General features: G+C 60.5%; 15 protein-coding genes and 1 pseudogene (1 of these 16 running past the window's edge). 3 read left to right on the top strand and 13 right to left on the bottom strand.

What is annotated here, in order from left to right; genetic code table 11:
• Positions 1-19: 19 nt before the first annotated feature.
• The 3 genes from ABVN19_RS22065 to ABVN19_RS22055 form a co-directional block, all read right to left on the bottom strand.
• Positions 20-1,678 (bottom strand): Na/Pi cotransporter family protein, encoded by a 1,659-nt coding sequence (locus ABVN19_RS22065; RefSeq protein ID WP_028942668.1) that lies wholly within the window; start codon positions 1,676-1,678, stop codon positions 20-22.
• Positions 1,679-1,895: 217 nt separating this feature from the next.
• Positions 1,896-2,669 (bottom strand): TerC family protein, encoded by a 774-nt coding sequence (locus ABVN19_RS22060; protein ID WP_028942669.1) that lies wholly within the window; start codon positions 2,667-2,669, stop codon positions 1,896-1,898.
• Between the two features lie 73 nt (positions 2,670-2,742).
• Entirely contained in the window at positions 2,743-4,050 is a 1,308-nt protein-coding gene (locus ABVN19_RS22055; protein ID WP_028942670.1) for a CitMHS family transporter, read from the bottom strand.
• Positions 4,051-4,355: 305 nt separating this feature from the next.
• On the opposite strand from ABVN19_RS22055, the gene ABVN19_RS22050 reads away from it, so the two are divergent.
• A complete protein-coding gene (locus tag ABVN19_RS22050; protein WP_036989540.1) occupies positions 4,356-4,757 on the top strand; it encodes a GFA family protein in 402 nt (133 codons plus the stop codon).
• A 3-nt stretch (positions 4,758-4,760) separates the two neighbouring features.
• On the opposite strand, the gene ABVN19_RS22045 is transcribed toward ABVN19_RS22050, so the two are convergent.
• The 10 genes and pseudogenes from ABVN19_RS22045 to ABVN19_RS22000 all read right to left on the bottom strand — a co-directional run bounded on the left by ABVN19_RS22045 (position 4,761) and on the right by ABVN19_RS22000 (position 14,518).
• Positions 4,761-6,719, bottom strand: a complete 1,959-nt coding sequence (locus ABVN19_RS22045) for a DUF4105 domain-containing protein (protein WP_105641146.1) — start codon at positions 6,717-6,719, stop codon at positions 4,761-4,763.
• Positions 6,716-7,036 carry a DUF2388 domain-containing protein gene (locus tag ABVN19_RS22040; protein ID WP_028942672.1) on the bottom strand — a complete coding sequence of 107 codons (321 nt, stop codon included), beginning with the start codon at positions 7,034-7,036 and terminating at the stop codon, positions 6,716-6,718. The genes ABVN19_RS22045 and ABVN19_RS22040 overlap by 4 nt, the downstream gene beginning before the upstream one ends.
• 26 nt (positions 7,037-7,062) lie before the next feature.
• The gene (locus ABVN19_RS22035) at positions 7,063-7,356 is read right to left on the bottom strand and encodes a DUF2388 domain-containing protein (RefSeq protein ID WP_028942673.1); all 294 of its coding nucleotides are present in this window, start codon (positions 7,354-7,356) and stop codon (positions 7,063-7,065) included.
• Between the two features lie 120 nt (positions 7,357-7,476).
• On the bottom strand, positions 7,477-7,794 hold the full coding sequence (locus ABVN19_RS22030) for a DUF2388 domain-containing protein (RefSeq protein WP_028942674.1): 318 nt from the start codon (positions 7,792-7,794) through the stop codon (positions 7,477-7,479).
• 296 nt (positions 7,795-8,090) lie between these two features.
• Entirely contained in the window at positions 8,091-8,306 is a 216-nt protein-coding gene (locus ABVN19_RS22025) for a DUF1127 domain-containing protein (protein ID WP_028942675.1), read from the bottom strand.
• A 319-nt stretch (positions 8,307-8,625) separates the two neighbouring features.
• Positions 8,626-10,119 (bottom strand): acetyl-CoA hydrolase/transferase family protein, encoded by a 1,494-nt coding sequence (locus ABVN19_RS22020; protein WP_028942676.1) that lies wholly within the window; start codon positions 10,117-10,119, stop codon positions 8,626-8,628.
• Positions 10,120-10,296: 177 nt separating this feature from the next.
• Positions 10,297-11,732: pseudogene (locus ABVN19_RS22015) on the bottom strand (NAD(P)(+) transhydrogenase (Re/Si-specific) subunit beta).
• A 2-nt stretch (positions 11,733-11,734) separates the two neighbouring features.
• Complete coding sequence (locus ABVN19_RS22010; protein WP_028942678.1) at positions 11,735-12,052, bottom strand: NAD(P) transhydrogenase subunit alpha; 318 nt, start codon at positions 12,050-12,052, stop codon at positions 11,735-11,737.
• An 11-nt stretch (positions 12,053-12,063) separates the two neighbouring features.
• Positions 12,064-13,185, bottom strand: coding sequence for a Re/Si-specific NAD(P)(+) transhydrogenase subunit alpha (locus ABVN19_RS22005; protein ID WP_028942679.1), 1,122 nt, complete (start codon positions 13,183-13,185; stop codon positions 12,064-12,066).
• A gap of 406 nt (positions 13,186-13,591) precedes the next feature.
• Positions 13,592-14,518 (bottom strand): LysR family transcriptional regulator, encoded by a 927-nt coding sequence (locus ABVN19_RS22000; RefSeq protein WP_028942680.1) that lies wholly within the window; start codon positions 14,516-14,518, stop codon positions 13,592-13,594.
• Between the two features lie 160 nt (positions 14,519-14,678).
• Here ABVN19_RS22000 and ABVN19_RS21995 point away from each other — a divergent pair, with 160 nt between their 5' ends.
• Both ABVN19_RS21995 and ABVN19_RS21990 read left to right on the top strand, forming a co-directional pair.
• Positions 14,679-15,860: an acyl-CoA dehydrogenase gene (locus tag ABVN19_RS21995; protein WP_028942681.1), complete on the top strand. Its 1,182-nt coding sequence runs from the start codon at positions 14,679-14,681 to the stop codon at positions 15,858-15,860.
• A gap of 14 nt (positions 15,861-15,874) precedes the next feature.
• On the top strand, positions 15,875-17,083 hold the 5' portion of the coding sequence (locus ABVN19_RS21990; RefSeq protein WP_028942682.1) for a CaiB/BaiF CoA-transferase family protein. 12 nt of this gene lie beyond the right edge of the window; the window shows 1,209 of its 1,221 coding nt (coding positions 1-1,209); its start codon is at positions 15,875-15,877; the stop codon falls past the right edge of the window.

Here is a 17,083-nt window from a genome sequence, read left to right as displayed (position 1 = left end):
AGTTCTTGAGGGGGATCGATCAAGGTGAATGGGCATCATCCGGCACGCTGTCGAGCAGCAGGCCGCCGGTATCGGAACCACCCAATACCACATAGGCACTGCTGCAGAACAAGGAGTTCAATCGTTTCATATCGGCAATCAGCTCCAGGTGCAAGGCACTGGTCTCGATACTTTGCACCACTTTACGTTGCAATCGGCTGACATGGGCGTGGGCCAGGCGCCGCTCCTGGGCACGGAAGCGACGCTTTTCCCGCAGCAACTGGCGGGCACTTTCCGGGTCGGCGCTCAGGAACACCGACAGCCCCAGGCGCAGGTTGGCAAGCAACTGGCCGTGCAGCCCGGCCAGTTCTTCCAGGCCAACGTCGGAAAACTCCCGGCGTTGAGAGGTCTTCTGCTGCTGCACCTTGCGCAGCATGCGCTCGATCAGGTCGCTGGCCAGCTTGAGGTTGATCGCAAGTTCGATGATTTCCGCCCAGCGCTTGCTGTCCTGGTCGCTGAGGTCTTCGCGGGGCATTTGTGCTAGGTACAGCTTGATGGCGTTGTTCAGGGCCTCGACATCCTCACTCAGGCTGCGAACCTGCTGGGTCATCGCGGTCTGAGTACCGCGCAGCACGCCCTGCATGGCTTCGAGCATGTTGTCGATCAGGTCGCCCATGCGCAGGGTTTCGCGCACCGCGTTGGCCAGGGCCAGGCTGGGTGTGCCAAGGGCTGCAGGGTCCAGGTGGCGTGGGCGGGCGCGGCCATTGGTTTCCGACCGCTCCGGCAGCAGCCAGCTGCACAGGCGGGCCATCGGGGTGACGGTCGGCAGCATGATCAGGCAGCGCAAGCTGTTGTAGAGCAGGTGAAAGCCGATCACCAACTCCTGGGCGCTGAAGGTCAGGGTGTCCATCCACTTCACCAGTGGGTCGAGCACCGGAATGATGAGAATCAGGCCGATCAGTTTGTACAGCAGGCTGCCCAGGGCTACCTGGCGCCCGGCGGCGTTCTGCATGCTGGTGGTGAGAAAGGCCAGCAGGCCGCTGCCAATATTGGCACCGATGACCAGGCCGATGGCCACCGGCAGGCTGATCAGCTCGGCGCCTGCCAGGGTGGCGGTCAGCAGTACGGCGGCCAGGCTGGAATAGGAAATCAGGGCAAACAGGGCGCCGACCAGGGCGTCGAGCAGAATGTCGCCGGTCAGCGAGGCGAACAGCACCTTCACGCCTTGGGCCTGGGTAATCGGCGCCGCGGCTTCGACAATCAGTTGCAAGGCCAGGATGATCAGGCCCAGGCCGATACCGACGCGACCCAGTTGCCCGGCGCGGGTCTGCTTGCGCGACAGGAAGAAGATCACCCCGAGGAAGATCAGCAAGGGCGACAGCCAGGACAGGTCGAAGGTCAGTACCCGTGCCATCAGGGCGGTACCGACGTCGGCGCCGAGCATGATCGCCAGCGCCGGCGTCAGGGACATCAGGCCCTGGCCCACGAAGGAGGTCACCAGCATTGCCGTGGCGTTGCTGCTCTGCACCATGGCGGTCACCAGGATGCCGGCGACGAATGCCAGCGGTCGCTTGGACATGTTCTGGCTCAACACCCGCCGCAGGTTTGATCCGTACACCCGCAGGATGCCGGTACGCACGATATGGGTGCCCCAGATCAGCAACGCCACGGCGGAAAGCAGATTGAGCAGGGTCAGCATTGAACAGGCCCCCTGTTGAAGCGCCCCAGCGGGGCAAATGGATGGTGCCGTGAGCCTGGCCTGATCGCAGGCGGTTTTTCCCAGTGCTCACTTAAGCTGTAGTCGGCTAGCGGCCGTGGCGCCAGCATCGCATAGCCGACAGGGGCTTTGAAACAGAGCCGTCATGAAGACGGATGAAAAAAGGGCCCCGAAGGGCCCTTTTTATTGACGCTCTGGGTTACTGACCCGGAATGTCCTTGCGAAGTTTCACCGGCTCGCCCTGCTCCTGGTTCTTCTTGCGTGCCATGGCGGTGCGCATCTTGATGTTGATGGCTTCGACCGCCAGCGAGAAGGCCATGGCGAAGTAGACGTAGCCCTTCGGAACATGCACTTCAAACGCTTCGGCGATCAGTACGGTACCGACCACGATCAGGAACGACAGGGCCAGCATCTTCAGCGACGGGTGCTTGTCGATGAAGTTACTGATGGCGCCGGCGCAGAGCATCATGACCAGCACGGCCACGACAATCGCAGCAATCATCACCGGGACGTGAGAGACCATGCCGACGGCGGTGATCACCGAGTCCAGGGAGAACACGATGTCGATGATGGCAATCTGGATGATGGTGTAGAGGAACTTGCCGCCTTTGCCAGTCGGCTCTTCGTGGGTTTCGTCCTCGCCTTCCAGGCCGTGGTAGATCTCCTGGGAGCTTTTCCACAGCAGGAACAGGCCACCGAAGAACAGGATCAGGTCGCGACCGGAAATACCCTGGTCGAACACCACGAACAGGTCGGCCGTCAGGCGCATGACCCAGGTGATCGACAGCAGCAGGAGGATACGGGTAACCATGGCCAGGGCCAGGCCGAAAATCCGGGTGCGCTGCTGCATGTGCTTCGGCATGCGGCTGACCAGGATCGAGATCATGATGATGTTGTCGATGCCAAGAACGATCTCGAGGGCCGTCAGTGTAAAAAAGGCAACCCAGATCTCTGGGCTGGTCAGCCATTCCATGTGTATTCCTTCGTGCGGTATTTGCAGGGCGCCCGGGCAAGGAGCGCCACTGCGATTGGTCGAATCTGTAGATTTATAGGCTGCTGAACACTGGGAAAATTCCCATGAGCAGCGCGGCGAACATTATGCACAGGCAGACCAGCACTGCCCACTTCAGGGTGAAGCGCTGGTGATCGCCGAAGTCGATGCCAGCCAGGGCCACCAACAGATAGGTAGAGGGTACCAGTGGGCTGAGCAGGTGCACGGGCTGGCCGACGATCGACGCGCGGGCCATCTCCACCGGCGAGATTCCGTAGTGGCTGGCTGCCTCTGAGAGCACTGGCAGAACACCGTAGTAGAAGGCGTCGTTGGACATGAAGAAAGTGAACGGCATGCTGACGATGGCGGTGATCACGGCCAGGTACGGGCCCAGGGCGTCTGGAATCACGGCCAGCAAGCTCTTGGACATTGCTTCGACCATGCCGGTACCGGAAAGAATGCCAGTGAAGATACCGGCGGCGAAAATCAGGCCGACCACGGCCAGCACGCTGCCGGAGTGCGCCGCCACGCGGTCCTTCTGCATTTGCAGGCACGGGTAGTTGACGATCATGGCGATACTGAAGGCGACCATGAACAGCACCGGCAGCGGCAACAGGCCTGCGACCAGGGCAACCATCAAGGCAGCGGTCAGGGCGCCGTTGAACCAGATCATTTTCGGCCGACGGGCGTCGGGGAACTGCGACACGCTGATTTCACTGTGGTCGATTTCGTCACCTGGCAGGTGCAGTTCACCCAGGCGGGCGCGCTCACGCTTGCCATACATGTAGGCGATGGCAAGGATCGCCACGACACCGGCGAGCATCGCCGGAATCATCGGTACGAAGATGTCCGAAGGGTCGACATGCAGGGCGCTGGCCGCGCGGGCGGTCGGGCCGCCCCAAGGGGTCATGTTCATCACCCCGCCCGCGAGAATGATCAGGCCTGCCATGATCCGGGGGCTCATGCCAAGGCGGCTGTACAACGGCAGCATGGCCGCCACACAAATCATGTAGGTGGTGGCGCCGTCGCCGTCCAACGACACGACCAGGGCCAGCACCGCGGTGCCTACCGAGACTTTCAGCGGGTCACCCTTGACCATCTTGAGGATCTTGCGCACCGCAGGATCGAACAGGCCGGAGTCGATCATCAGACCGAAATACAGGATGGCGAACATCAACATGACCCCGGTTGGGGCCAGTTTGGTGATGCCTTGCAGCATCATCGGGCCGATATCGCCCGAGAATCCGCCGAACAGAGCGAACAGGATCGGTACCAGGATCAGGGCAATCAAGGCCGACAGGCGCTTGGTCATGATCAGGTACATGAAGGTGATGACCATGGCAAAGCCGAGGAAGGTCAGCATGGGAGTACTCCAGGCATATCGCGTCGAAAAAAGAAACGGGTCGGGCGGATCAGCGCGCGAGGCGCGGCGCATGGAGTAGCGAAGGGAGTGCAGCGGGGAGGCGGTTGAAAGCGGACATCAGAATCACCATTGTTGTTGTTAATTGGGCCAGGCGGCTGAGAAAAAAATCAGATGCTCTGACTGACCGGTCTGTGCCGGAAGTAGGATTCATCCTAAATCGACAAGCTTTCAGCCAGCTTTCGCTGGCCCAATGGCGACGAGAGGTGCATTGTTTGCTATCGGCCAATGGCCGGGAGGAGGATGCGATGAGCGAAACGTACGAAGGTGGCTGCCACTGCGGCGCCCTGCGTTATCAGATCAGAGGGCCGTTGACCGACGTTGCCCATTGCCATTGCTCGGTTTGCCGACAGGTCAGCGGTGGTTTGCTGATCACCTGGGTGACCCGCCCCTGCACTGACTTCCAATGGCTCAGCGGTACGCCACAACGCTACGACTCCTCACCCAGCTGTGTGAGGTATTTCTGTAGTCGCTGTGGGGCTCATGTGGCACTGACCACTGATTTGAGCCCTGAGACTATCGATATTACGGTCACTACCCTGGATAACCCGATGCTGGCCCAACCCAAGCGGCATATCTGGACCGACAACCGCCTGCCCTGGCTGCACCTGGATGAGCACCTGCCAGGGGAACCGCACGAAACCCTTTAGCCGTCAGGGGAGCTGCAGGCCACCCGCGGCCTTGTGCAGGGCGCGCAGGTGCTCGCCCACCTGTTTGATGTTGGCCTCTACGGCGGCGATTTCGGCGGCGCGTGCTGGGCCCAGCAGCGCACGCACTTCTTTATCCAGGTCGGCGCTTAGGGTTTGCAGTTGCTGTTGCCGTTGGCTGGACTCGCTGATCAATAGCGCCCGCTCACTTTCCTGCGGCAATCCATAGCCCTTGCTGCCAAGCAGCTCGGCCGGACGACTGAGAAAACCGCTGTTGGCCAGAATCTGCTGCAGGGTGCCGTTGGCTTTGGCAACGTTTGCATCGTTCTGCTCCCTGCCGGTCAGGTAGCGCTGCTTGACCTCGTCCTGTGCCAGTAGCAGTTGTCGACGCAGGCTGGCCTGTTCCAGCAGGAGCAAGGCGGCGCTGGTGCGCAGGTCAGCCTGCTTGAACCACTGCTGGCGCTGCGTGGCAGATTGCTCCAGCCACGCCTCGACACTGTCCTGGGGGATCGGTAATTGCTGCTTGAGGACCAGGAACATGGCCTGGTAGCGGTCGCGATAGGAGTCGAAGCGGTACCCCAGGCGCAACGCCTCCCGGGGGTCATCGAGAACGCTGACATCGGCCAGGCCGCGCCCTTCCAGCACCTCCAGCAAGCCGTTGGGCATGATGCTGTCCAGGTCGTTCAGGCGCGGGTTGGCGGTGCCGCTGCGTAGCAGTTTGAGGGTTTCTACCGCGCAGTTGTTGGACAGGAAGTAGTAGTTGCCGTCGTAGCTCCAGTGCATCTCCGCCGCCTGGCGAACCAGGCTTTCAAGCTCGCTGCGATCCAGCTTGAGCGGAATCGACGCCAGGCTGCGCAACTCAGTCTTGGTGTACTCATCGATGACCTGGGCCAGCGGAAGGACAAACAGGCGCGAGGGGTAGGCGCCGGTGAGGCCGTCCCAGCTCGACAGCTGCACATCATTGACGAACGCCCGGTATGACAGCACCAGGTGCTGGTCCAGATCGAGGCGGCAGTCAGGCCCACGCGGACGCCCCGGGGCGCAGATCACCAGACGCAGCATGCTGTGGCCCCAGCGGCTGACCCAATTCTGATTGGCTTCAGCCAGCAGGTAGTCCACGGCATAGACGCGTTCGGGATCGATTTCACCCAGCGGTGCCTTGGCAAAGTCGTTGCCAGCATTGAGAAACGGCAGTGCCTGCGTGCAGGCCGGATGGTCCGGTGCCCAGTCGAAGTGGTCCTTGAGATAAGTCTGCAGGGCGGGCCGGCGGCAGGCAAAGCTTGGGTCAAGGAGGAAGTACTCCATGTTGACCGCTATGAACTCCTTCGGACTGCTCAACTCGTAGCTGTCCGGGCTGCGCGCCACCTGGCGATTATGTTGCTCGCGCTCCCCTCGCCTGCCTACATATTGCTGCCAGCCGGCCAGGTCAAGCAGGCGCGGATCATCACTGAGAGTGAAGCGTCGGTCGGTTTGTCCGCGGCATTGTTCGGGCAGGCCTACCTTGCCCTGGCTGCTCATATGGCGAGTACACTGGGTGATCAGGCGCCGGTCAGCGCCCTGCCAGAGCCGTGCACGGTCATAGATGTGGGTCAGTTCGTGCAGGACGGTGGCCAGCAGCTCTTTGCGAACAGTGCCATGGGGGCGTCCGGTCTTCTGGCTGGCAGCGCTGCCGTCAGTGAGGCTCGGCAGCAGCTTTTGGTTCAATTCGAGCGTCGAGACAAGCGATGCCTGGCCGTAGGCATCCTCCGGCATCTTCGCGCTCCAGCTGACTTGGATGCGTCGATCCAGGCGCGTCTTGAAGCGGGGCGGCAGCGCCTGCATCGCTTCATCAAGCAACGCCTGGCTGGCCTGTTGCTGTGCAGGCGTCAGGCCGTCGGTTTTGAGCTGCAGTTGCAGGTCCGCCAACGCAGGCGCGCCCAGCAGTGTCAGCAGGCCGCCCAGCAGCCCGGCGCGCAGGTTTTTCACAGGGCAAGAATGGCTTCGGCCAGGTCCTGGTCACTGGCGTGGCGTGCTTCAGGCACACGCTGGCGCAGGGTGTCGAAGGCGGCTTCGAGCTGGGCACCACGGATGTTGCCGTTGCTGGCGACATAGCTGGCGGCATCGTCACGGGCTTCGCGCACCACTTTGGAATCGCGGATCGAGGTGGTGGTGTCGGAAGTGAAGTCGATCGAACGACCGAAAGCGCGCACGATGATGTTGCTGGTGGCCACCAGGGTTTGCGCCTGGGCGATGTCGGCCAGCAACAAAAGGCCAAGGGTGGCGGCAATCAGCGGGTTACGCATGGAGCATCTCCGGAAGAACAGGGTAATCATTGGACGAGAATTGCCTGCGCCAGTTCAAGGTCGTCGACATGAAGTTCAGGGTTGGTCTGGCGCAGGCGGTCGAGCGCCGCCTGCAAGCGGGCGCCTCGTAGCTGGCCGTCGCTGGCGACAAACGCCGCTGCAGCATCCTGGGCATCGAATAGCAGTTTGCGATCGAAGGGTGCCGAGGTCACCTTGCTGGTGACGTAACCACTGACGACAAGGTTATTGGTGGTGAGGTCCAGTGCCTGGGCAGAACCGCCCCAGCACAGCACAAGCAACAGCAATGACAGATAACGCATGAGTCTCGGTGGGCTAGTGAGTCAGCCGGCAAGGCTATCCCAATGCGCTGGCGAGAACCAGCGCAGGGTGCCCGGCTTCGTTGCATGTTGTTACATGCCCGAAGCCGGAGTCAGGCGACCTCAGATCGCCAGAATGGCCTGGGCCAATTGCGCGTCGCTCGCTTGCAGGGTCGGTGCCTGCTGACGGATGTGGGCGAAAGCGCTCTCGAGCTTCACGCCGCGAATTTCGCCGTGACTGGCAACGAAGCTGGCAGCGTCGTCACGGGCGGCACGCACGATCTTGTCGTCACGGAACGAGGAGGACACATCGGAAGTGGCGTCGGTGGAAGCAGCTACGCCGCGAACGATGGTGTCGGTTGTCACGACGAAGCTGGTGGCGTTGGCGGTGGAAGCCAGGGCCAGCAGCAGTGCGGCGCCAACAAAGCGTGAACGGTACATGGTCGATCTCCTGAAAAATACGGGTACTTGTGTCAGACGCACGCTCAGCTTGTTGAGCTACTTATTGATACCAAGCTGGGTGCATTAAGCGTATCACGCGATCAGCGTCCGTGAATTGGACAGGATACCAGCAAGAATTATCAACTGTACCTGTTAAAAATAACTCTGTGAAAACTGTATCTATCATTGCTGTAGCCGCTCTATTCCGCGGCTTCAGAACGACAAAACCCGTCAGCAGTCACCTGCGACGGGTTTTGTGGAATTCGAGGTGCCGGCCTTGGCCAGCGAGCCCTGCATCAACGCCAGAACGGCTTGCTCAGCTCTTCGTAGCGTTGTGCTTCGCTGATGCCGGCGTCGGCCAGCAGGCGAGAGTCCAGGCGGGCCAGCTGGTGGCGGCTGGCGATGCGGCGTTGCCACAGCATCAGGTTAGCCAGAACGCGCAGTGGCAGCGCAGCCTTGGATTGTTTGGCGGTGTTTTCGAAAACCAGGCCGGAACTGAGGGTACGTTCCATGATGTCATCCTTCCGCTTGTGGCGGCATTAGGTAGTGATTTAACTGATGCCAATGATCCTCCTCTGTCGTCCATAACAGTAGATACAGTTCACCTGCATTGTGATGGGCCAGTTAACTGTTTAAGGGCACTGTTGCACTCGAAATAGGCGTAACTGTACCAGTCAGCACTTAAATGGTGCATTTATGTGCAGGAGAAGAAGGATGTAGCGGAAAACCGGGGTAAAAACACCGGTACAGTAGAACAGTTTTTGAAAATCAATCGGTAGCAACTGTTCAGCCGGTGAGCATTGCGCATCACCGGCTGTATTACAGTACGACTCAGCTGGCGAGCATGCGCCCGGTTTCTTCCAGATTTTCGTGCCATGCCAGGGCTTCACGCAGGATGTGCGGGGTATGACCGCCGCGCTCGCACGCGCGGGTGAAGTAGTCATTCAGCGCATCGCGATAGTCCGGGTGCACACAGTTGTCGATGATCACCCGTGCGCGCTCACGGGGCGCCAGGCCACGCAGGTCGGCAAGGCCCTGCTCGGTGACGAGAATGTCCACGTCGTGTTCGGTGTGGTCAACGTGGCTGACCATTGGCACAACGCTCGAGATCGCACCGCCCTTGGCGATGGACTTGGTGACGAAGATCGCCAGGTGCGCGTTGCGGGCGAAGTCGCCGGAGCCGCCAATGCCGTTCATCATCCGCGTGCCGCAGACGTGGGTGGAGTTGACGTTGCCGTACAGGTCGAACTCAAGGGCGGTGTTGATGCCGATGATGCCAAGGCGGCGGACCACTTCAGGGTGGTTGGAGATTTCTTGAGGGCGCAGGACCAGTTTGTCCTTGTAGCGCTCCAGGTTGCCGAATACGTCAGCGTTGCGGCGGGTCGACAGAGTAATGGAACTGCCCGAGGCAAAGCTCAGCTTGCCGGCGTCGATCAGGTCGAAGGTCGAGTCCTGCAGTACTTCGGAGTACATGGTCAGGTCTTCGAACGGCGAGTCGATCAGGCCGCACATCACTGCGTTGGCGATGCTGCCGATGCCGGCCTGCAGCGGGCCGAGCTTGTTGGTCATGCGCCCTGCTTCCACTTCCTTCTTGAGGAAGTTGATCAGGTGGTTGGCGATGCCTTGGGTTTCGTCATCCGGCGGCAATACGGTGGACGGCGAGTCCGGCTGCTCGGTGATGACGATACCGACAATCTTGGCCGGGTCGATCGGAATTGCGGTGCTGCCGATACGGTCATCGACTTTTACCAGCGGGATCGGCGTACGGGTCGGACGGTAGGTCGGGATATAGATGTCGTGCAGGCCTTCGAGGTTGGCGTTGTGCGCCATGTTGATCTCGACGATGACCTGTTTGGCGAAAATCGCGAAGCTGGCCGAGTTGCCCACCGAGGTAGTCGGTACGATGTGGCCCTGCTCGGTGATGGCGATCGCTTCGATGACCGCGATGTCCGGCAGTTTCAGCTGTTGGTTGCGCAGCTGTTCCACGGTTTCCGACAGGTGCTGGTCGATGAACATGACCTTGCCATCGTTGATGGCCTTGCGCAGGGTGCTGTCGACCTGGAATGGCATGCGACGGGCCAGAACACCGGCCTCAGTCAGTTGTTTGTCCAGGTCGTTGCCCAGGCTCGCGCCGGTCATCAGGCTGATTTGCAGCGGCGACTGTTTGGCGCGTTCGGCCAATGCATGGGGTACAGCCTTGGCTTCGCCGGCGCGGGTAAAACCGCTCATGCCGACGGTCATGCCGTCCTCGATCAGGCCAGCGGCATCAGCCGCACTCATTACCTTGCTGTGCAGGGAGGACAAGCGGATACGATCACGGTACATGGATTGTTATCTCGGGCTACTAAAGCTAGATGCGCAGTCTAGTGTTTTAGCAACGCGCCGTCCCGCGACCAAGGTCGAATGCTAAGCCCTGAACTAGAGCCTTCTGTCGGCTGGCAGGGCATGAAAAAGCCCCAGCCGGTACCGCGCTGGGGCTATTTGTCACAGCCTGGAAAAGGCTTAATCGACAGCCTTGACCATGTCTTCGATGACCTTCTTGGCGTCACCGAATACCATCATGGTCTTGTCCAGGTAGAACAGCTCGTTATCAAGCCCTGCATAGCCGCTGGCCATGGAGCGCTTGTTGACGATGATGGTCTTGGCCTTGAAGGCTTCGAGGATCGGCATGCCGGCGATCGGCGATTTCGGATCGTTCTTGGCCGCCGGGTTGACCACGTCGTTGGCACCGAGCACCAGCACCACGTCGGCCTGGCCGAACTCGGAGTTGATGTCTTCCATCTCGAACACCTGGTCGTACGGCACTTCGGCTTCCGCCAGCAGTACGTTCATGTGACCCGGCATACGGCCTGCCACGGGGTGGATCGCATACTTCACGTTCACACCATTGTGGGTCAGCTTCTCGGTCAGTTCCTTGAGCGCGTGCTGGGCGCGGGCCACCGCCAGGCCGTAGCCCGGGACGATGATCACGGTATCGGCGTTGCTCAGCAGGAAGGTTGCATCATCAGCCGAACCGGACTTCACCGGACGAGCTTCCTGGGCACCTGCTGGCCCCGCGGCGTCTGTTGCAGCGCCGAAACCGCCGAGGATCACGTTGAAGAACGAGCGGTTCATCGCCTTGCACATGATGTACGAGAGGATGGCACCAGACGAACCCACCAGGAGCCGGCAATGATCAGCATCGAGTTGTTCAGCGAGAAGCCGATACCGGCCGCCGCCCAGCCCGAGTAGCTGTTGAGCATCGACACTACCACCGGCATGTCGGCGCCACCGATTGGGATGATGATCAGCACGCCCATGATGAACGCCAGGATCAGCATCAGGGCAAAGGCGCTGTAGCTACCGGTGAAGGTGAAGATCAGGCCAAGGCCGATGGTGGTCAGGCCCAGGATCAGGTTGAGCTTGTGCTGGCCGGTGAACTGTACCGGTGCGCCCTGGAACAGGCGGAACTTGTACTTGCCCGAGAGCTTGCCAAAGGCAATCACGGAGCCCGAGAAGGTGATCGCACCGATGGCTGCACCCAGGAACAGTTCCAGGCGGTTGCCGGTAGGGATCGGGTCGCTGATGCTGGAAACGATACCCAGCGACTGCGGCTCGACCACGGCGGCAATGGCAATGAACACTGCCGCCAGGCCGATCATGCTGTGCATGAAGGCGACCAGCTCAGGCATCTTGGTCATTTCAACGCGCTTGGCCATGATCGAGCCGGCTGTGCCGCCGACCAGCAGGCCGACAATGACATAGCCGATGCCATCAGTGGCCAGCTCTGCACCCAGCTTGTAAATCAGGCCGATGGTGGTGATGACCGCCAGGGCCATGCCGAGCATGCCGAACAGGTTGCCGCGCCGCGACGTGGTCGGGTGCGACAGGCCCTTGAGCGCCTGGATGAAGCACACCGAGGCGACGAGGTAGAGAAGTGTTACCAGGTTCATGCTCATGTTTACTGCTTCCCCTCAGCCTTTGCGGCTTTCTTCTTGAACATCTCCAGCATGCGCCGGGTGACTAGAAAACCACCGAATACGTTGACCGCTGCCAGGGCCACCGCGAGGGTACCCATGGTCTTGCCCAGCGGAGTCACGGTCAGGGCGGCGGCCAGCATGGCGCCGACAATGACGATGGCGGAAATGGCGTTGGTAACCGCCATCAGGGGGGTATGCAGTGCAGGTGTGACGTTCCACACCACGTGGTAACCGATATAGATCGCCAGCACGAAAATGATCAGGTTATAGACGCCGTGAGAGATCAGCATGTCTTCCATTGTCTGGCTCCTTATCCGTTCTTGCGGATGATCTGGCCGTCGCGGCACATCAGGCACGCGGCGACGATATCGTCTTCGAGGTTGATCACAAGCGCGCCGTCCTTGTCGAACAGCAGCTTCATGAAGTCGAGCAGGTTGCGGGCGTACAGCGCCGATGCATCCGCCCCGACCTGCGCGGGCAGGTTGGTCGGGCCGACGATGGTCACGCCGTTCTCCACCACCACTTGATCAGCCACGGTCAGCGGGCAGTTGCCGCCCTGGGCTGCAGCAAGGTCGATGACCACAGAGCCCGGTTTCATTTGCGCAACGGTGTCGGCGCTCAACAGCGTCGGCGCCTTGCGGCCTGGAATCAGCGCGGTGGTGATGACAATGTCAGCCTGCTTGGCGCGCTCATGCACCGCCTGGGCCTGACGCTGCATCCAGCTGGCCGGCATCGGGCGGGCGTAACCACCGACGCCTTCGGCACATTCGCGTTCTTCATCGGTTTCGTAGGGCACGTCGATGAACTTGGCGCCCAGCGACTCGATCTGCTCTTTTACCGCCGGACGCACGTCGGAGGCTTCGATCACCGCACCCAGGCGCTTGGCCGTGGCAATGGCCTGCAGCCCCGCAACGCCCGCACCCAGAATCAGTACGCGAGCGGCTTTGACGGTACCAGCGGCAGTCATCAGCATCGGCATGAAGCGTGGATAGTAGTGAGCGGCCAGCAGCACCGACTTGTAGCCGGCAATGTTGGCCTGCGAAGACAGCACGTCGAGGCTCTGCGCCCGTGAGGTGCGCGGCGCCGCTTCGAGGGCGAAAGCGGTGACGCCGCGTTCGGCCATCTTGGCAATGGTTTCGTTGTTGAACGGATTGAGCATCCCCACCAGGACGGTGCCGCTGTTGATCTGGGCCAATTCGCTGTCGTTGGGTGCTACGACCTTCAACACCAGCTGTGCACCAAACGCATCGGCAGCGCTGCCAATAGTGGCGCCTGCTGCTTCATAGGCACTGTCCGGAACGCTGGCGTTGATGCCGGCGCCGCTCTGGACGGTGACCTGATGCCCCTGACCAATCAGTTTCTTGATGGTTTCCGGGGTTGCAGCAACCCGTGTTTCGCCCGTCTGCGTTTCGAGTGGAACACCAATGTGCACGTCAAATCTCCTGCGTGATCTTTTGTTGGTAAACCAGCGCACTGCGGATGGTGCGTCTGGGGCGGCCGATCAGCACGATCCCGCCGAATTCAGGCGGGGCGCGGCATTTTGCAGGCGATTACGGAATCGCTTCAACCAGTTTTGAAGGGTGACGGTAATCAAACTACAAGTCACCCTGTGACCGAATGTCGCAAGAATAGGCCTGGAGCCCGCCAAGTACGGGCTTCAGGGAGATTACGGTAAATTTTGAAAAAATTCCGCCGAATTCTCTGAATGCCCAGTTCAAAACGCGATTTATGCTGTGAAGGCCGCATAAACAGCAGGGTTAAGGGCTATTGGATGGGGGCAATAACAGTTGTGTGAATTGCGACATTTCCGTACATCTGTAGGGTTAAGTGTTTATTGACTACGGGGTCAGGTTGTTGCTTTGATCCTTATGGGCTGCGGCGTAGCGGCCGGCTTCGGCAACTAGCCAGTCGCGAAAGGCACGCAGCGAAGCAGATTCCACCTTGCGCTCCGGGATCATCAAGTAATACGCCTTGATGCTCGACAATGCATGCCGGTTGGCGATAGCCAGGCGCCCTTCAGCCAATTCGCGCTGGATCAGGAACGGTGGAATCAGCGCAACTCCCATCTCATGCATGGCCGCCTGTGCAAGCATCGAGAATAGCTCATAGCGCGGGCCGGTCATGTCCCGTGGGACGTTCATGTCGAGGCTGTTGAACCATTGGCGCCAGGCGTAAGGCCGAGTGGTCTGTTGCAGCAAAGGCAGTTGTGCGAGCTGTACGGGCTCAAGTTCCCCTGCGCCGCCCAGCAGCGCCGGGCTGCAAACCGGTACCGGGTTCTCGCCCATGAGCCGATGGGACTGCGTTCCCGACCAATCGGCATCGCCGAAATAGATGGCGGCATCGAAGTTGGTGTCGGCAAACAAGAACGGCCGAGTGCGGTTGGTCAGGTTGACGGTGACCTCGGGGTGGCGCAGCTGGAAGTCCTTGAGCCTGGGCAACAGCCATTGGGTGCCGAAGGTCGGTACCACGGCCAGTTCGATTACATTGGCGCCCTGCTGGCCCATCACCGACAAGGTATCGCGCTCTACAGCGTCAAGTTGTGCAGCTACGCGGCGGCTATAGGAAAGGCCCGCCTCTGTGAGCTTTACCCCGCGACGTGAGCGGCGGAATAGCTGGACATTGAGAAACTCCTCCAACCCGGCGATTTGCCGACATACGGCCCCCTGAGTCAGGGCCAGCTCCTGGGAAGCCTTGGTAAAGCTCTCGTGCCGGGCTGCGGCCTCGAAGCACACCAAGGCGGTGGTGCTGGGGATCTTGCGTCGCATGTACGTCAACCTCACTAATAAGGCACACAGAGTGGCTTTGTTCGCATTACGGAGTGAGAAATTATCACAAGACCTTGCGCATTCCTCGTTTGTCTCGTCGGCTGATCGGGCCTAGGATCAATGCACAACAACTCTGGTCCCATCTTTCGAGGATTCGCCCATGGCCGGTAAAGCAAGCTTCAACTGGATCGATCCGCTGTTGCTGGATCAACAGCTCACTGAAGAAGAGCGCATGGTGCGTGACAGCGCTTATCAGTTCGCCCAGGACAAGCTGGCCCCGCGCGTGCTGGAGGCCTTCCGTCATGAGCAGACCGACCCGGCGATCTTCCGTGAGATGGGCGAAGTCGGCTTGCTCGGTGCAACTATCCCGGAGCAATACGGCGGCAGCGGCCTGAACTACGTGTGCTACGGCCTGATCGCCCGGGAAGTGGAGCGTATCGACTCTGGCTACCGCTCGATGATGAGTGTGCAGTCCTCACTGGTGATGGTGCCGATCAATGAATTCGGTAACGAAGCGACCAAGCAAAAGTACCTGCCCAAGTTGGCCAGCGGTGAGTGGATTGGCTGCTTCGGTCTGACCGAGCCTGACCATGGTTCCGATCCGGGCTCGATGATTACCCGTGCCAAGAAGGTCGAAGGCGGCTATCGCCTGACCGGCAACAAGATGTGGATCACCAACAGCCCTATCGCTGATGTGTTCGTGGTCTGGGCCAAGGACGATGCCGGCGATATCCGCGGTTTTGTATTGGAAAAGGGCTGGGAAGGTCTGAGCGCCCCGGCGATTCACGGCAAGGTCGGCCTGCGTGCCTCGATCACTGGTGAAATCGTCATGGACAACGTCTTTGTGCCGGAAGAGAACATTTTCCCGGAAGTGCGTGGCCTCAAGGGTCCGTTCACGTGCCTGAACTCGGCTCGCTATGGCATCTCCTGGGGGGCGCTGGGTGCTGCCGAAGCCTGCTGGCATACCGCTCGCCAGTACACCCTGGATCGCAAGCAGTTCGGCCGCCCGCTGGCCGCCAATCAGCTGATCCAGAAGAAGCTGGCCGACATGCAAACCGAGATCACTCTCGCTCTGCAAGGCTGCCTGCGCTTGGGTCGTATGAAGGATGAAGGCACTGCTGCGGTCGAGATCACTTCGATCATGAAGCGCAACTCCTGTGGCAAGGCGTTGGATATCGCTCGCCTGGCGCGTGACATGCTCGGCGGCAATGGCATTTCCGACGAGTTCGGCGTGGCTCGTCACCTGGTCAACCTGGAAGTGGTCAATACCTACGAAGGTACCCACGACGTGCATGCGCTGATTTTGGGTCGTGCGCAAACCGGCATCCAGGCCTTCTATTAATAAGGAGCCAGCCCATGGGCGCGCTATCTCATCTGCGGGTGCTGGATCTGTCACGCGTGCTGGCCGGGCCGTGGTCCGGGCAGATTCTTGCCGACCTTGGGGCCGAAGTGATCAAGGTCGAGCGCCCGGGGACCGGCGATGATACGCGCGCCTGGGGCCCTCCCTTCCTCAAGGACGCCTATGGCGAGAACACCAGCGAGGCGGCCTATTACCTCTCGGCCAACCGCAACAAGCGGTCGGTGACCATCGATTTCACTCAGCCTGAAGGCCAGCGCCTGGTGCGCGAGCTGGCGGCCAAGTCGGATGTGGTCATCGAGAACTTCAAAGTGGGCGGCCTGGCCGCCTACGGGCTGGACTATGAAAGCCTGAAGACAATTAACCCGCAGCTTATCTATTGTTCGATTACGGGCTTCGGCCAGACCGGACCGTATGCCAAGCGTGCAGGCTATGACTTCATGATCCAGGGGCTGGGTGGGCTGATGAGCCTTACTGGTCGCCCTGAGGGTGATGAGGGCGCCGGGCCGGTCAAGGTGGGGGTAGCGTTGACTGACATCCTCACGGGGTTGTACTCGACCGTAGCCATTCTGGCTGCCCTTGCCCATCGTGACCATGATGGAGGCGGCCAGCATATCGATATGGCGTTGCTCGATGTGCAGGTGGCGTGCCTGGCCAATCAGGCGATGAACTACCTGACTACCGGCAACCCGCCAAAGCGGCTGGGCAATGCTCATCCCAATATAGTGCCTTACCAGGACTTCCCTACTGCCGACGGTGATTTCATCCTCACTGTGGGTAACGATGGCCAGTTCCGCAAGTTCGCTGAAGTGGCCGGGCAGCCGCAATGGGCGGATGACCCGCGCTTTGCTACTAATAAGCTGCGCGTAGCCAATCGGGCCGAATTGATTCCACTGATCCGTCAGGCAACGGTGTTCAAGACCACGGCCGAATGGGTTGCTCAGCTGGAAAAGGCTGGTGTGCCCTGTGGGCCGATCAATGACCTGGCGCAGATGTTTGCCGATCCCCAGGTCAAGGCGCGGGGATTGGCAATTGAGATTCCGCATCCCCTGGCTGGGGTTGTGCCGCAGGTGGCAAGCCCCATCCGCTTGTCCGCGACACCAGTGGAGTATCGCAATGCGCCACCGCTGCTGGGCGAGCATACGGAACAGGTCCTGGGCGAAGTGCTGGGGATGGCCGCGGCGGAGATCGGGCGGTTGCGTGGTGCA

It is taken from the genome of Pseudomonas vranovensis, from assembly GCF_040438935.1.
GTDB lineage: Bacteria > Pseudomonadota > Gammaproteobacteria > Pseudomonadales > Pseudomonadaceae > Aquipseudomonas > Aquipseudomonas vranovensis.
Note: the sequence above shows the minus strand (reverse complement) of the source record. Positions and strands in the feature narration are given on the sequence as shown.

What these genes read in the sequence shown, in the direction of transcription:
- ABVN19_RS22065 (WP_028942668.1), bottom strand. Translation starts at nt 1,678, where the DNA reads ATGCTGACCCTGCTCAATCTGCTTTCCGCCGTGGCGTTGCTGATCTGG.
- ABVN19_RS22060 (WP_028942669.1), bottom strand. Translation starts at nt 2,669, where the DNA reads ATGGAATGGCTGACCAGCCCAGAGATCTGGGTTGCCTTTTTTACACTG.
- ABVN19_RS22055 (WP_028942670.1), bottom strand. Translation starts at nt 4,050, where the DNA reads ATGCTGACCTTCCTCGGCTTTGCCATGGTCATCACCTTCATGTACCTG.
- ABVN19_RS22050 (WP_036989540.1), top strand. Translation starts at nt 4,356, where the DNA reads ATGAGCGAAACGTACGAAGGTGGCTGCCACTGCGGCGCCCTGCGTTAT.
- ABVN19_RS22040 (WP_028942672.1), bottom strand. Translation starts at nt 7,036, where the DNA reads ATGCGTAACCCGCTGATTGCCGCCACCCTTGGCCTTTTGTTGCTGGCC.
- ABVN19_RS22035 (WP_028942673.1), bottom strand. Translation starts at nt 7,356, where the DNA reads ATGCGTTATCTGTCATTGCTGTTGCTTGTGCTGTGCTGGGGCGGTTCT.
- ABVN19_RS22030 (WP_028942674.1), bottom strand. Translation starts at nt 7,794, where the DNA reads ATGTACCGTTCACGCTTTGTTGGCGCCGCACTGCTGCTGGCCCTGGCT.
- ABVN19_RS22025 (WP_028942675.1), bottom strand. Translation starts at nt 8,306, where the DNA reads ATGGAACGTACCCTCAGTTCCGGCCTGGTTTTCGAAAACACCGCCAAA.
- ABVN19_RS22020 (WP_028942676.1), bottom strand. Translation starts at nt 10,119, where the DNA reads ATGTACCGTGATCGTATCCGCTTGTCCTCCCTGCACAGCAAGGTAATG.
- ABVN19_RS22010 (WP_028942678.1), bottom strand. Translation starts at nt 12,052, where the DNA reads ATGGAAGACATGCTGATCTCTCACGGCGTCTATAACCTGATCATTTTC.
- ABVN19_RS22000 (WP_028942680.1), bottom strand. Translation starts at nt 14,518, where the DNA reads ATGCGACGCAAGATCCCCAGCACCACCGCCTTGGTGTGCTTCGAGGCC.
- ABVN19_RS21995 (WP_028942681.1), top strand. Translation starts at nt 14,679, where the DNA reads ATGGCCGGTAAAGCAAGCTTCAACTGGATCGATCCGCTGTTGCTGGAT.